Origin of the sequence: Paenibacillus sp. PSB04 (assembly GCF_025809195.1) — a bacterium.
In the GTDB taxonomy this organism is placed as follows: Bacteria; Bacillota; Bacilli; order Paenibacillales; family Paenibacillaceae; genus Paenibacillus_AQ; species Paenibacillus_AQ favisporus.
In genome coordinates this window covers 3,403,248-3,417,343 of sequence record NZ_CP081301.1, presented here as the reverse complement: position 1 = coordinate 3,417,343, position 14,096 = coordinate 3,403,248, and the positions used below count along the sequence as shown (strand labels likewise).

General features: G+C 55.1%; 13 protein-coding genes. All 13 read right to left on the bottom strand.

Annotated features, from left to right (window positions below):
* Positions 1–189 precede the first annotated feature (189 nt).
* Positions 190–381 (bottom strand): hypothetical protein, encoded by a 192-nt coding sequence (locus K2F33_RS15760; RefSeq protein WP_089548336.1) that lies wholly within the window; start codon positions 379–381, stop codon positions 190–192.
* Between the two features lie 48 nt (positions 382–429).
* Positions 430–744 (bottom strand): CD3324 family protein, encoded by a 315-nt coding sequence (locus tag K2F33_RS15755; protein WP_089548337.1) that lies wholly within the window; start codon positions 742–744, stop codon positions 430–432.
* A 357-nt stretch (positions 745–1,101) separates the two neighbouring features.
* Positions 1,102–1,695: a TetR/AcrR family transcriptional regulator gene (locus tag K2F33_RS15750; RefSeq protein WP_076177007.1), complete on the bottom strand. Its 594-nt coding sequence runs from the start codon at positions 1,693–1,695 to the stop codon at positions 1,102–1,104.
* Positions 1,696–1,733: 38 nt separating this feature from the next.
* The gene (locus K2F33_RS15745) at positions 1,734–2,669 is read right to left on the bottom strand and encodes an SDR family oxidoreductase (protein ID WP_263882162.1); all 936 of its coding nucleotides are present in this window, start codon (positions 2,667–2,669) and stop codon (positions 1,734–1,736) included.
* Between the two features lie 167 nt (positions 2,670–2,836).
* Complete coding sequence (locus K2F33_RS15740) at positions 2,837–5,002, bottom strand: HelD family protein (RefSeq protein WP_263882160.1); 2,166 nt, start codon at positions 5,000–5,002, stop codon at positions 2,837–2,839.
* Between the two features lie 210 nt (positions 5,003–5,212).
* On the bottom strand, positions 5,213–5,797 hold the full coding sequence (locus K2F33_RS15735; RefSeq protein WP_089548340.1) for a DUF5044 domain-containing protein: 585 nt from the start codon (positions 5,795–5,797) through the stop codon (positions 5,213–5,215).
* Positions 5,794–6,282: a DUF5643 domain-containing protein gene (locus K2F33_RS15730; RefSeq protein WP_143811882.1), complete on the bottom strand. Its 489-nt coding sequence runs from the start codon at positions 6,280–6,282 to the stop codon at positions 5,794–5,796. The genes K2F33_RS15735 and K2F33_RS15730 overlap by 4 nt, the downstream gene beginning before the upstream one ends.
* Before the next feature lie 292 nt (positions 6,283–6,574).
* Positions 6,575–7,540 (bottom strand): 3'-5' exoribonuclease YhaM family protein, encoded by a 966-nt coding sequence (locus tag K2F33_RS15725; protein WP_076177002.1) that lies wholly within the window; start codon positions 7,538–7,540, stop codon positions 6,575–6,577.
* A 145-nt stretch (positions 7,541–7,685) separates the two neighbouring features.
* Positions 7,686–8,981 carry an NCS2 family permease gene (locus K2F33_RS15720; RefSeq protein WP_076177001.1) on the bottom strand — a complete coding sequence of 432 codons (1,296 nt, stop codon included), beginning with the start codon at positions 8,979–8,981 and terminating at the stop codon, positions 7,686–7,688.
* A 163-nt stretch (positions 8,982–9,144) separates the two neighbouring features.
* Positions 9,145–9,900 carry a tRNA threonylcarbamoyladenosine dehydratase gene (locus K2F33_RS15715; protein ID WP_076177000.1) on the bottom strand — a complete coding sequence of 252 codons (756 nt, stop codon included), beginning with the start codon at positions 9,898–9,900 and terminating at the stop codon, positions 9,145–9,147.
* 23 nt (positions 9,901–9,923) lie between these two features.
* Positions 9,924–11,711 carry an aspartate--tRNA ligase gene (gene aspS, locus K2F33_RS15710; RefSeq protein ID WP_089548342.1) on the bottom strand — a complete coding sequence of 596 codons (1,788 nt, stop codon included), beginning with the start codon at positions 11,709–11,711 and terminating at the stop codon, positions 9,924–9,926.
* 30 nt (positions 11,712–11,741) lie between these two features.
* On the bottom strand, positions 11,742–13,007 hold the full coding sequence (gene hisS / locus K2F33_RS15705) for a histidine--tRNA ligase (protein WP_263882158.1): 1,266 nt from the start codon (positions 13,005–13,007) through the stop codon (positions 11,742–11,744).
* A 609-nt stretch (positions 13,008–13,616) separates the two neighbouring features.
* Positions 13,617–14,075: a hypothetical protein gene (locus K2F33_RS15700; protein WP_145142807.1), complete on the bottom strand. Its 459-nt coding sequence runs from the start codon at positions 14,073–14,075 to the stop codon at positions 13,617–13,619.
* Positions 14,076–14,096 lie beyond the last annotated feature (21 nt).

Here is a 14,096-nt window from a genome sequence, read left to right as displayed (position 1 = left end):
GAAGACAAACCGCGTTTAGCTGAAGTTTTTCTTGCGATTATAGAATGGTTCAGCTTCGCTGAATTTTATAAATTCTATAATCTTAAACAGCAAAAAACCGTTCAGCATCCGAACGGTTTCTTTAGAAACGGCCCGCCTGCTGAGCCATTTCGAGCATATGAAAAAGAGGTTTAACGCTGCGCGCACTCTTTACTGCTGCCGCATTTTGGAGCGGAACAAACGCGAGAGCATACCTGGCCATGGACTGTTCCAACCGGCATACAGCTGTACTGTGCTTTCCACAGGTTTTTCCGTTGCACGCAGCAACCGGCTCCTTCGTCTGTGCAGATCCGCGTGCTTGTATTCCATCAATTTCTCTTGTACATAGTGGTGTTCCATCATATTTTTTCTCCTCCGATCTATATTACGCATAGATGGGGAGGTGTTCGCCTACTGGCGTGCCGACACTTTTTGTTTCGAGGCATCCTCGGCGTGTTCCGACCGTTTCTTAAAAATCACCTTACGGATGCTCTCCTGAGACAGGTGGAAAGCCTGTTTCAAGTATTCGATTGAATGACCTTGGCAATGAAGAGCAAAGATCTCCTCGTTTCTGCGTTCGATCATTTGCCGTGTCCCGCTGTTTACACCCCATCCGACGCGTTCGTTGCTTCTCTTCGGGATGTAAATCAGCTCGCCCTCAATATGTTTCTGAAGTTCCTTCAGCAAACTAGGGGGAAGCACATCCCTCCCGTTTTTGTAATTCACGATAAACGTCCTCCTTAAACTTCAACAGATGTCCAGTTCCGACGGTTGTTTCAAACCCGCTAAATGCTTGGATCATGCTGTTTTCGCCTCCTTTCGAATTATGTACCCATATATTTTAATAAAACGGTATAAGGGGAGCCGATCGGCCCCCCGATACTGCGGGGCTTCGCTTACGCGAAGACCACCTCGTATTGTGTGATCAAATTGCATCAGCCTCCTTTCGTACAGAATCGTCGGCCGTCCGACACCTTTATTAACTCATATTTTGGGAATTCCAGCAAGTGAAAGAACGGATATAAATATTCTTTACCTCTTCAATGATGATAGGATATTCCTCACCACCGCTGCTGTACCGGGCTACCGGAGGAGAATTCCCATCAGAAGGCCGCTCTCATTCCGCCAATAATCCGGCTGTCCCGGTACCTCCTGCAGCATTAAGCCCGTCAGCGCAGACAGATAGAGAAACAGCAGCCGGCGGGGGTCTCCTTCGCGAAATTCGCCTGCTTCCTGGCCTTTGACCAGAATCGGGACCAGCTGCTCAATCGTATCCTCCGGCGAATACCGCCCGATCATTTCCTTCGCCCGCTCCGGAACATCGCTCGAGGTTTGAGCCTGGTGGATCAGCAGAAAGGCATCCTTATTGTCGCCCTCCAGCATAGCCTCCGTCAGGACGCGGATTTGCTCGGCAGGGCTTCCCGGCATACGCCCCAGCTCCTTCATCGAGTGCTGCGCCTCCTCCATCGCCTCCTGCACGAGTTCGGTAAACAGCTCTTCCTTGGAGCTGAAGTAGCGGTAAGACAGCCCTTGGCTGATTCCAGCTTCGGCGGCAATCATGCTCATTTTCGTTCCGTTGATTCCGTGCCGGGCGAACACCTTCAGCGCCGCCTTCTTGATCTGTTCCCTGCGTTCGTCATGAATTTGTTCCAACTGCTGCTCGTTCAGCGGTGCCACGTCGGCGACCTCCTTTTTATCAGTCGTCATCCCTGCTTTTATTGTATCCGTCGTAAGCCCGGTCCGGCAAGGAGTCCGGTCTGCTCTTCACTCACCTGCCATAGACGGCTCGCGCCGGCTTCATCCCGCGCAGCATCGGAAGGCGTCTGCAGCTTCATGTCCGCGTAATAACCGCCGCTCTTCAGCAGAAGCTCCGGTGATTCTGCGAGCCATACGAGCGTCTGCGCCCCTTGTTCAGGCGTTCGGGAAAAAGGCTTCATGCAGGCCATCGTCAGCCGGGCCAGCCCTCCGTTATCCTGGTTGAAGTTGGTCGCCACCAGACCGGGATCAAAACAGTGAGCCGTAACTCCCGTACCTTTGAGCCGTCTGGCCAGCTCGGCGGTGAACAAAATGTTCGCCAGCTTGCTCTGGCCATAGCGGAGATTCGCGCCTCCGAGAAGCGCCTTTGGTCCGCTGTACAGGCGGTCACCGTTCATATCGGTGAAATCTATGCCTCTTTTCGCCATTTTGTGGCCGTGGGAGGAGGTCGTAATAATCCGGGCATCGCCGCTCGCTTTCAGCCGATCCAGCAGCAGGCTGGTCAGGAGAAACGGGCCCAGATGGTTCACCGCCCAGGTCATTTCCAGGCCGTCCTCGGACAGCTTCTTCTTAACAAACATCGTTCCCGCGTTGTTGATCAGGCGGTCGATCCGGGGTACGCGGTTCAATATTTCTGCCGCTGCACGGCGGATATCCTGCTGGGATGACATATCCGCAATGAAGCAGTCTATCTGTGCTTCCCCGTTTGTCATCTTACCCAGCTCTGCCGACAATTCCGCGGCTTTACTGCGGCTGCGGGCCACGATGCCCAGCTTCGCCCCTCTCAGGACCAATGCCTTTGCCGCCGCGTAACCAATGCCGCTGGTCGCTCCCGTGATCACGATATATTTGCCTTCAAGCGTCCGGCTATTGTTGAACCGTACCGTATTGTTCATATTCGATCGACCGCCTTTGCCTATTTTTTATGAATGAATCATTCATTCATTAGTCTTCAGTATATCTCCCCTCCCAGGTACTGTCAATCGTATTTTAAAGTTGGGCTGCAACGGTTATCACAAAAAAAGGACCGTCCCTTGAAAAAGGAACGGTCTTAAGTTCGATGCTATTTCCACCCGCTTGTGACGATATCCTCCTGCGGGTTGTTCAAATATTGCGGCACCGCATCCTCATGCATGATCCAGAGCTCGTGCAGCGCGCGCGTACAGCCGACGTACATCAGCTTGGCATCCCAGGCCTGATCGCCGTAATGGGCAAGATCCGCATCAGCCACGATGACGGCGTCGAATTCCAGACCTTTGGACAAATACACGGGTAGAACCGATAAACCGCCTTCATACGCCTTTTTGCCGCCGTCTATCAAATGGAGGTCGGGTATTCCAGGGGCCAGCTGCTCATGCAGCCGGGCGGCGTCGGCCAGCGTCCGCGTGAGAATGGCTACCGTCCGGTAATCGCCGCCGGCCAGCTGCTGCAGCCCTTCCTGAAGGGAGCGGACCCTCCCCGCTTCTCCCGTATGATACGGAAGAATGCGCACCGGATTGCCGCTGCGGAAAACGGGTACGGCAAGCAGATCGCTCTTCACGCCATTTTCCAGGATGCCGTTGGCGAATTCGATAATTTCCATCGTCGAGCGGTAGCTTCGCGTCAGGGCAAAGTAGGCAGTGTTCTCCGGAGCAAACAGCGAGCTCATCTCCTCCCAGCTGTGGACGCCGCGGTAGGCGTGGATCCCTTGCGACAAGTCGCCCAAAATCGTGAAGGAGTGTCCCCGCACAAACAAGTCCAGCACCGCCACCTGAAACGGGGAGAAATCCTGCGCTTCGTCGATGACGATATGGTCAAAACGCTGTTCCCCCGTAATGTCATTCAGCAGGTAGTGCATATAAAGGAGAGCCGGAAGATCCTCTTCCCGGATGACGTCCTTTTTCAAGTCGGACTGGGTAGATTTCAGCACTGCGGCAGGGATGCCGCTCAGCGCTTCCTCCGGCCAGCCGCCGGTCGTTTTGACGGCTTTGAACATCTGCTTGTACAGCAGCAGCGGCTCGTATTTCGGCCATTTGTTCGCATACGACTTTTCACGCTGCGCCGCCTTCTTCTTCCGGTCCTTGAGCGCTGCCGCCGAAGGCGACTTTTTCAGCTCCATTTCGATCCAGCGGTGGATTCTGGCCATGACCCTTTCTTTTCGCTTCGCCAGCGGGTACGGCTTATATTCCTCATTGAACCAATGCAGAATCGTCTCTCTAGCCAAGGTTGCCCCTTCCCACGGCATAAAATCGCCAGGTGGCACCGAACTCAATTCCATAGACGACAAGCAGTCACGGATCATCTGCATGAACACAATCGACCCTTTGAACCGTCCCGGCACGTTATCGGTGATTTCCGGCATGCCCCCCGGCGTCTCGAACCAATACCGCAGCGTTTCTTCGTTATCGGCCAGCGAAAGGTCAAGTCCCAGCAGCTGGAGTGCCCAGTCCGCAAACGTGCTCTGCTGAATATCCCCGACCCCGAGCTCAGGCAGCACGTCGGAGATGTAATCCAGAAACATGTGGTTCGGGGCAAAAATGATCATTTTGTCCGCCGACACCTGGTCCTTGTACTGGTACAGCAGAAAAGCCAGGCGGTGCAGCGCCACGGTTGTTTTACCGCTTCCCGCCACCCCCTGGATGATGAGCGCCGTGTTCCGCGCGGCCCGGATGATCCGGTCCTGCTCCGCCTGGATCGTCGACACGATGTCCCGCAGGCGATTGTCCTTGTTCTCGCCCAGCCGGTACACGAGAAACTCGTCGGACACGGCGGGCTGGTCGCTCTCGCGGTTGTATGTATCGGCCACCCTCTCCAAAATCTGCTTGCGGATCACCACGTTCCGCTTCAAATACACCAGCCCTTCAATGATGCCCTCAGGCGCTTCGTACGAAGCCGTTTCTTCCCCGCCCGTAAACGAATAGAACAGGCTGGCCACCGGCGCCCGCCAGTCAATGACCATCGGGTGGTCGCCGACCTCCGCTTGGTCTACGCCGATTTTTCCGATGTAGAGCGGCTTGCGCTCCCCGCTTCCTTCCTGGAAGTCCAGCCTGCCGAAATAAGGCTCCTGCAGGCTTTTAGCCAGGGCCTGGCGTTTCTCCTCCCGGCCCGCTTCCAGCACCTGTTCCGTAAAATCATGCCCGGTGTATACCGGAATGCCGCCCAGCCTCTCAAGCTGGCGGTCGATCTCAGCGATCGTCGCATTCAGCCTACTCTCTTCCTCTTGATAGGCACTTTGAAAATCGGTCTCCACTTTCAGTTACCTCCTAAAAGTATTAAGGAGCGGGTTAACCGCTCCTGCTCTTGTAAGCCAATGCTTAAGGTTTATCCATAAGCCGCGCTTAAAAAGGATATTCAGTATATCATAATCCGGAGGCATTTTACCATAGGGATTTCAGATTCCCGGGGACCGGGGAAAGGAATAAAGACGGCCTATGTCCCCCGTGCTGCGACTTTTGCGGCGTTACTGCAGCTTATGCTCGTACCTGACCTTTCCCTCCCGGTCCAGTCCTTTGATGGATTGCCATGAGAAATCCCGTCCCTCCGTTTTCCACACGAACAGGAACATGCGGTCATCCGATATGCGCTGCCGCTCCGTTCCCGACGTCGCCGTATTGCTGCCGCGGTCCTCTATCACCACATCCAGTTCCACGGTAACGATGTCGGGATCGTTGACATAACCGTAAAATTTGGCCAGCCCGCCATCCGATCCGGTGCTCTTCATATCCCAGCTGTAGGCCAGCGGTTTTTCCGGGTTTTTGGGCACACCGGCGACACCTCCGCTGGGATGCCATTTAAAATGGCTCCAGGTAACCGTATCGGCAGAAAACCACTGCTTGTAGGTGCCCAGGAACACCACCGTATCCTGATCCACCTGAACCTTCCTCACGACCTTGGACGGCCCGTAATGATAGCTTCGCTCGGAAAGCTCATGGGCGCCCTGCGCCGTAAAGCTGCCGCGATCCAATCCGGATACCCACAGCAGGATGATGAACAAAATCAGGACCGCGCACCATTCCAGCACTCCACCCAGCCTGCTGATCTTCATTGGGTGCTCTCCTCCTTCTCCAGGAGAATCGGCAGCTCACTCTGCCGGTCATACCAATCATAGCGGAGGGTCAGCTTCTTCGTCCCTGCAGGCAGAGGGTCAAAATAGATCCATCCGTTCTCTCCCCATGGCACTCCGGTGCTGCTCGCCCCGTGCTGGATCAGTTCGTTGCCTGACGCGTCCAGCAGCTTGACGGAAGCCGTCGGGAAGGACCAGCCGTCCCGCACCTTTTTGCGGAAAGCGTAGCGGATCGCGGTCCGTTTGGACGTGGTGTACAGCTCCTTTAAAGTAAATGTATCGTCATCCATGTTCAGTTTCCGGTTCACCGGATACGCCGTAACCCGGCCGTCGTTTTTCAAGTCCGCGATCATAAGCCGGTTGCCGTCTCTCCATGGGAGCCAGTCGACCAACTGGAACAGCAGCAGCGCGGCAAAAACAAAAATAAGCAGCCTTCGTATCATCATTCCCACTGTTACATTTCTCAAGGGCATGCTCCTTTATTTCATCATGGATCTCAATAGCCATTTGTATTGGCGAAGATTTTACCATAAACCGGAAAATTCGCAATCGGATTCCTGTGCAGCCATCGTCCCTCCGCTCCAGCCGCTTCTTACGCGATGTAAGATCCGGCTGCCCCATGCGTTAGTTGCCGCTGAAGATCAAAAAACAGCCAGGGCGGGTCACCGCACACTGACTGTTTTAACATTCCCCATTATTTATGAATTCAGGATCGTATATCGTATAAAGTCCGGAAATCAGACGAAAAAGCTCACAACGTTAAGCCTTGCCGTATTTCGAACGGTAGAACGCCTTGTTCTCCAGCGCCCGTACCGGCGTGGTCCATTCATCCGTCATGGACATCGTATCGATGGCGTCCTCGGCGGCTTGCAGCTTGGCATCCATCTGGTCGATGAGATGCAGGGCAAGCGCCTCCGGGATTTGCGGCTGCACCGGACTGCCCCACTCGGCCAAATTATGATGGGCCAGAATAACGTGCTGCAGCAGCACGATTTTCTCCGCGTTCAGGTCCATGCCGTGAAGCACCGCCGCCTCCGTGATCCAGCTGACCGCAAGCGGAATGTGGCCGATCAGCTTACCGGTGAAGCTGTACTCGCTGACGATGCCCAGCTCCGCCGTCAGTTCTTCCGTCTTTGCGATATCATGCAAAATAATACCCGCCACGAGCAGATCCCGATTCAAAAACGGCCGCTGCATGCACACGAACTCGGCCAGCTCCAGCATCCGCACGACATGGTAGGCCAGGCCTGCGTAAAAAGCATGATGCATGCCTTTGGCAGCCGGATAATGCATGAGCTTATCCCCAACCTTGCCGTAGCAGTGCTCGATAATTTTGCGGAGCTCGGGATCCTGAACGCTTGCCGCCGCCGCCTTGATCGTATAGACCAGGTCCGCCGGCTGCACGGGAGCTGACCGTACGAAATCGGTAATGCTGTACCCGTCTTCATCCTTGGCCGGCCGGATCTGCGTTACTTTAAATTGCAGCCGCTCCCGGTACAGCTGGACGATACCCCGCACTTTGACGAGCATCGGCGCGAAGAACGTCTCCTTGTCCGTCGAGGAGGTATCCCACAGTTTCGCCGGGATTTCCCCGCTCGTATCCGATAAGATCATATCCAAATAATCCTTGGGCGGCGTGGCGTTCGTCTGTTTGACCTGCAGCGATTTCAGCAGATAGAAGCCCGTAATTTCCTGCCCTTCGGTAAACGATTGAATAAGTGTCATCTCTTGAAATCCTCCTAAATAATTCACTGAAAAAACGGCTCAGGACAGCTGCTTAGCTGTCCCTATCCATTACCCCAAACCGGAAAGATCCACCCGCCCTTAAACGGGTCCCCTTTCAAGGGATTCCACTTCCGCGATTTATGCCTTAGAGGAACGCATGCAGCACGAAGTTCGCCACAAACAGTACGGCAATGCCGTACAGCACAGGCGAAACCTCCCGGCCTCTGCCCTGGGCCAGCTTTACCACCGGGTAAGCGATAAAGCCGAAAGCCATGCCGTCCACAATGCTGTACGTAAAAGGGATCATGACCATAATGAGAAATGCCGGAAACGCTTCGGTCAAATCCGTAAACTCCATCTCTTTAACGTTCTGGACCATCAGCCCGCCGATCACGATCAGCACTGGCGCGATGGCACTGTCCGGTATGTAGCTCAGAAGCGGAATGAAGAAAAAGGTCGCTCCGAACAGCAGGCCGGATACGAGCGCCGACAGCCCGGTTCTCCCCCCGGCGGCAATCCCGGCGGAGGTTTCTGCAGCCGCCACCACGGGACTGCTCCCGAATATTCCGGCGAAGATGTTCGATATCGACAGCGCTCGGAGGCTGCCTTTAAAATGTTCCGGCCGGCCGATCATCTGGGTTTGCGCCGCGATGAGGCCGATATTTTCGAAGACGACGATCAGAAGCAGCAGAAAGACGGCGATCCAGAACACCAGGCTGCCGATCCCTGCCGCTGACAGATGGCCGAACAGTTCCCCGTACTGGCGGAAGGTATGTCCGGATTCGAGCTGTACCGGCTTGACGGCACCGAGCAGATAAGCCAGTCCCGTTCCCAGCAGAATGCTGATGAGCAGTCCTCCCTGCACGCCCCGGATAAACAAAATCAGGGCAAGCAGCAGCGTAAAGCAGGACACGATGACGGCCGGATCGCTGAAATGCCCGATGGTGACAAAAGTCGTCTGGTGGGCGATCACGATTTGGCTTTTTTGCAGCCCGATAAACGTCAGAAACAGCCCGATCCCTACCGTAATGCCGTGCTTCAGGTTGTGCGGGATGGCCTCGCTCACGATCCGGTACAAGGACGTAAAGGAAACGATCGAAAATAATACGCCCGTGACCGCGACGACCATCAGCGCTTCCTGCCAGGACAGCTTCATGGAATGCACCAGGGTGTACGTGAAGAAGGCGTTGATGCCCATGCCCGGTACGACCACAATCGGCGACTTGCCGCCAAAGGCCATCAGGAGGCAGCCCACAACCGACGTCAGCAGTGTTCCCACCATGGCGGCCTTCAGCGGCATCCCCGCATCGTGCAAAATATTCGCGTTAACCATCACAATATATACGACGGAAAAATACGAAACAGCACCCGCAATCCATTCTTTCTTCCAGCTGTCCCCCGGCAGCAGCCCCAGGCTGCGGTGCCAAAAACTAGATTTCAACAATAGTCCTCCTGTTCGACAAACGGTGTCCAACCTATTTTATTTATACCATATTTGTAAAATAAAAGGCGCGAGCGCCGTTATACGGCCTCGCGCGCCATCACTTGCTTCAGTTATGCCCGTTATTTCGCGAGCGTCTTCCCGGTCGGCTCCGGAATGTTCGTTATACCTGAATCCCTGCTTTGGCGAGCAGGTCCTTCACGGCAACGCTCACCATGATGAGGCCGACGACAGGAGGTACGTAGGCGTTGCTGGCCGGCGGCTGCTTTGCCTTACGGATCTCCGGCGCGTTCTCCGGAACGATTTTTTCCGTCACGTCCACGCGCGGCTTGATCGGCTCTTCGGTCGAGAACACGACCTTGACGCCTTTTTTGATGCCGTCTTTGCGCAGCTTTGTGCGGATGACCCGGGCGATCGGATCCATCGTCGTCTTGGAAATATCCGCAACCTGGAATTTGGTCGGGTCCATTTTATTGGCCGCGCCCATGCTGGAAATGATCGGGATTTTACGGTTCAGGCACTCTTTGATGAGATGGATTTTGTAGGACACGGTATCCGATGCGTCCAGCACGTAATCCAGCTCATACTTAAACAGCTCCTGATAGGTTTCTTCCGTATAAAACATGTTCAATGCGATCGCATCGATGTCCGGGTTGATCAGTTTGACGCGCTCTACCATCAGATCCGCCTTCTTCTGGCCGATGGTCGTCGTCAATGCATGGATCTGGCGGTTGATATTGGTAATGTCAACCACGTCTTTATCAATCAAAATAATGCGGCCGACCCCGGTGCGGGCCAGGGCTTCCACCGCAATGGACCCCACCCCGCCGATGCCGAGGACCGCCACCGTGCTGTTTTTCATGACTTCCAGGCCTTCCGGCCCGATGGCCAGCTCCGTACGTGAAAATTGATTAAGCATATCGTCAGGTGGCCTCCCTTAACTTAAGAATGAACTTTCTTCTCTTCCCCCGGCTTTTTCACGAGCTTGATGTGAAGCTGTTCAAGCTGCCCTTGGTCGACCGGCGACGGTGCATCCATGAGCAGATCGGTCGCGCTGGCTGTTTTCGGGAAGGCGATCGTTTCGCGCAGGTTGCTGCGTCCGGAGAGCAGCATGACGAGCCGGTCCAGGCCAAATGCGATGCCGCCGTGAGGTGGCGTGCCGTATTCAAAGGCATCCAGCAGGTGGCCGAATTTGTCTTTGGCATCCTCAGGCGACAAGCCGAGGGCCGCGAACATTTTCTCCTGCATGTCGCGCTTGTAGATCCGCATGGAACCGCCGCCGACTTCGTAACCGTTCAACACGATGTCGTAAGCCTGGGCCAGAATGCTGCCCGGATCGGTTTCAAACAGATGCTGGTCTTCGTCGCGCGGACGGGTGAACGGATGGTGCAGAGCAACGTAACGTTTCTCTTCTTCATCCCACTCGAGCAGCGGGAAGTCGACCACCCAGGCAAATTTGAACTCATTTTCGTTGATCAGGCCGAGCTGTTTGCCGATTTTCAGGCGAAGCGCGCCAAGCACGTCAGCTACGACTTTTTTATTGTCAGCGGAGAAGAGCAGCAGGTCGCCTTCTTCGGCCCCGGTGCGCTCTCTCAGCGCTTCGATCTCTTCAGGCGTAAAGAACTTCACGATCGGCCCTTTGAACTCGCCTTCCTTGACTTGGATCCAGGCTAAGCCTTTGGCACCGTAACGGGCCGCGAACGGACCCAGATCGTCGATTTCCTTACGGCTCCACGTGCCGCAGCCTTTGGCGTTCAGCACTTTGACTTCTCCGCCTTTTTCGACGACGGAAGCAAACACCTTGACGCCGCTCGAAGCTACCAGGTCGCTGACTTGGATCAATTCCAGCCCAAACCGGAGGTCCGGTTTGTCAGAGCCGTATTTGTCCATCGCTTCGGCATAAGTCAGGCGTTGGAATGGCAAAGGAATGTCTACGTTAATCGTTTCTTTGAACAGGCGGGCCATCAGCTGCTCCATCATGCCCAGAAGCTCGTCCTGGTTCATAAAGGACGTTTCGATGTCCACCTGCGTGAACTCCGGCTGACGGTCGGCGCGCAGGTCTTCGTCACGGAAGCAGCGGGCGATTTGGAAATAACGCTCGATGCCGCCTACCATCAGAAGCTGTTTATACTGCTGAGGGGACTGCGGCAAAGCGAAGAACTCGCCTTCATGCACCCGGCTCGGTACGAGATAGTCGCGTGCGCCTTCCGGGGAGCTTTTTGTCAGGATCGGCGTTTCGACTTCAATAAAGCCTTCTCCGTCCAGGAAGTCACGGAAGATCTTCGATGCTTTGGAGCGGAGCAGCAGCGTTTTTTGCATTTCCGGACGGCGAAGGTCCAGGTAACGGTATTTGAGGCGAAGCGACTCGTCGACTTCCACACCGTCTTCGATGAAGAACGGAGGCGTTTTGGCGCCGTTCAGCACTTCGATCTCGGTAATCTGCACTTCGATTTGGCCGGTCGGCAGGTTCGGGTTGACCGTTTCTGCGTCGCGCTGCACAACTTTACCTGTGACGGACAGCACGTATTCGCTGCGCACTCGGTCGGCGATGGCGAGGGCTTCGCCGGAGTATGCCGGATTGAATACGATCTGCACGATGCCGCTGCGGTCGCGCAGGTCGATAAACAAGACGCCCCCGAGGTCACGGCGGGTTTGCACCCAGCCGTTTAATGTTACCGTTTCTCCAATGTTCGCGGTGGTCAGGCTACCGCATTGATGGGTCCTATGCATGTTTTGTCATTCCCCTTTTAATTGGTATATTTATTCAGCCTTATTGGCGGATTTACGTAATGCCAAATGCAGTTCGCTGAGCTTCACCGTCTGCTGCTCGCCGGTTTCCATCGACTTCAGTGCGATTTCCCCGCGCGACAGCTCGTCGTCCCCGAGAATCGCGGTATAACGCGCCTTCAGGCGGTCAGCGGACTTCATCTGCGCTTTCATCTTGCGGCCCAGGTAGTCACGCTCTGCGGCAAAGCCTTCTTTGCGCAGCAGGTACAGCTGCTTGGTGATTTCGCGGTCGGCTGCTTCGCCTAGGGCCACCAGGTACACGTCCAGCGGCTTCACCGCTTGAAGATCGATCTCCTGCTTGTCGAGGATCAGCAGGATTCGCTCGAGGCCAATGCCGAATCCGATGCCCGGCTGGTCCGGACCGCCGATTTCGCCGACGAGGCCGTTATAGCGCCCGCCGCCGCCGATCGTATCGATCGCGCCGATGCCCTGCGCCTTGTATTCGAAGGCGGTGTGGGTGTAATAGTCCAGGCCGCGCACCAGTCGGTGGTTGACCTTGAAGTCGACCTCCATCGCGGTGAGGTATGCTTTCACCTGCTCGAAGTGCGTGGTGCACTCCTCGTCCAGACTGTCCAGAATCGATGGCGCATCGACGAATTTGTCCTGGTCGATCTTGCAGTCCAGCACCCGCATCGGGTTGCGCTCCATCCGCGACTGGCAGTCCTTGCACAGCGTGTCTTTCATCGGCGTCAGAAACGCGAGCAGCTTCTCCCGGTACGCCGCCCGGCTGGCGGGATTGCCCACGGAGTTGATTTCCACGGTCACTCCCTGCAGGCCGAGGTCTTTGCAGAACTGGTATCCGAGCGAGACGACTTCCGCATCGATGGCCGGATCCACTGCACCGAACGCCTCGATCCCAAACTGGTGGAACTGACGGTAACGTCCCGCCTGAGGACGCTCGTAGCGGAACATCGGGCCAATGTAGTAAAGCTTGGTGACATCGGGTTCACCGTACAGCTTGTTTTCGACGTAGGAGCGGACCACGCCGGCAGTGCCTTCCGGGCGCAGCGTCATGCTGCGGTCGCCCTTGTCCTTGAACGTGTACATCTCTTTTTCGACGATATCCGTCGTTTCGCCAACGCCGCGTTCAAACAGTTCGGTCTGCTCAAACATCGGCGTGCGGATTTCGCGGTAATTGAACCGCCGGCACAAATCTCTGGCTTTTTCTTCGACAAACTGCCATTTCTCCACCGTGCCCGGCAGCAAATCCTGCGTGCCCGTCGGTTTTTGGTAAGCCATAGCAACCCCTCTTTTCATAGATCATTTGTGGCTAGACAAAAAAATCCCTCACCCCTGCGCTTGAACAAGCCAACAGGGACGAGAGATCGTTATTCATTGATTCCCGTGGTACCACCCACATTCCGGATACTTATGTATCCGCTCCAAACGATTAACGCCCGTTCAGCGCAGCACGTCTACTCATGATCTGGAACAGCGCACATCCTGCGCCGCAAGCCACTTTCGCCGCCTGTTCTCGGGGAAGTCATTCATCCGGTCATCCATAGAATCCTCTCAGCCTAAGGGATTCCTCTCTGCATGGTGGGGCACGGACTACTTGGTCCCGTCATCAAATCGATTTTAGATTATTTTTAGATTGTAATGAACCGCTGCACTAAAGTCAAGAGTCTCTGTCACAAATTGGATGCAGCTGTCAATTTACAGACATTTCAGCAAAGAAAAAACCTACAATCCATATTGTAGGTTCAATAAGGTAATATATTAAAAAAGGGGGTCATGCTGTTATTATAGACAGCCAATATTAAGGAAATATGAAACTAATATTACAGTTATATTACATAAAAGAAAGCGCTTTATCCAGCGCTTTCTTTGCATCGGTTTGTGAGGAAATCAGTCGAAAATTTCCACATAACCGCCGCTTGCCCGCAGTTTATTGACAACGTCCTGATAAGAATCGTCAGGCACTTTGGCAGCAAGGACGTACTCCAGGTCCCGGTAGTCCTCATCGTCCGGCGACACGTCCACCGCTCCCGAGAGCAGGTCGCCTCCCTCGTCCGCACGGCGTTCGCGGTCCTCCTCGGACAGCTCGTCCGGATCCCGGTCGTCCACCACAGGGATGCCTGCGGCCGGGTAAGCGGTAGGCACGCCTACCGCACCTGACGTTCCTGCAGCATTGGAGCTGCCGCTAAAATTGACGGGGGCGATTGGAAGCAGGATGCGGCGGTCACTGCCGATGCCCTCTCCAAGCCGGCTTACCTCCAGGTGCTCCGTTTGGAAGCCAATCAGCTTCGTTTTTGCGCTTTCCGCGTCATCCTCGGTTTTGAAGTACGCTTGAATTTGCTTCGTCATGATACATTACCTCCATCTCTA

Excerpts from the sequence above, each read along its gene's own strand:
- K2F33_RS15760 (WP_089548336.1), bottom strand. The coding sequence starts at position 381 with ATGATGGAACACCACTATGTACAAGAGAAATTGATGGAATACAAGCAC.
- K2F33_RS15745 (WP_263882162.1), bottom strand. The coding sequence starts at position 2,669 with ATGAACAATACGGTACGGTTCAACAATAGCCGGACGCTTGAAGGCAAA.
- K2F33_RS15735 (WP_089548340.1), bottom strand. The coding sequence starts at position 5,797 with ATGAAGATCAGCAGGCTGGGTGGAGTGCTGGAATGGTGCGCGGTCCTG.
- K2F33_RS15725 (WP_076177002.1), bottom strand. The coding sequence starts at position 7,540 with ATGACACTTATTCAATCGTTTACCGAAGGGCAGGAAATTACGGGCTTC.
- K2F33_RS15715 (WP_076177000.1), bottom strand. The coding sequence starts at position 9,900 with ATGCTTAATCAATTTTCACGTACGGAGCTGGCCATCGGGCCGGAAGGC.
- aspS (WP_089548342.1), bottom strand. The coding sequence starts at position 11,711 with ATGCATAGGACCCATCAATGCGGTAGCCTGACCACCGCGAACATTGGA.
- hisS (WP_263882158.1), bottom strand. The coding sequence starts at position 13,007 with ATGGCTTACCAAAAACCGACGGGCACGCAGGATTTGCTGCCGGGCACG.
- K2F33_RS15700 (WP_145142807.1), bottom strand. The coding sequence starts at position 14,075 with ATGACGAAGCAAATTCAAGCGTACTTCAAAACCGAGGATGACGCGGAA.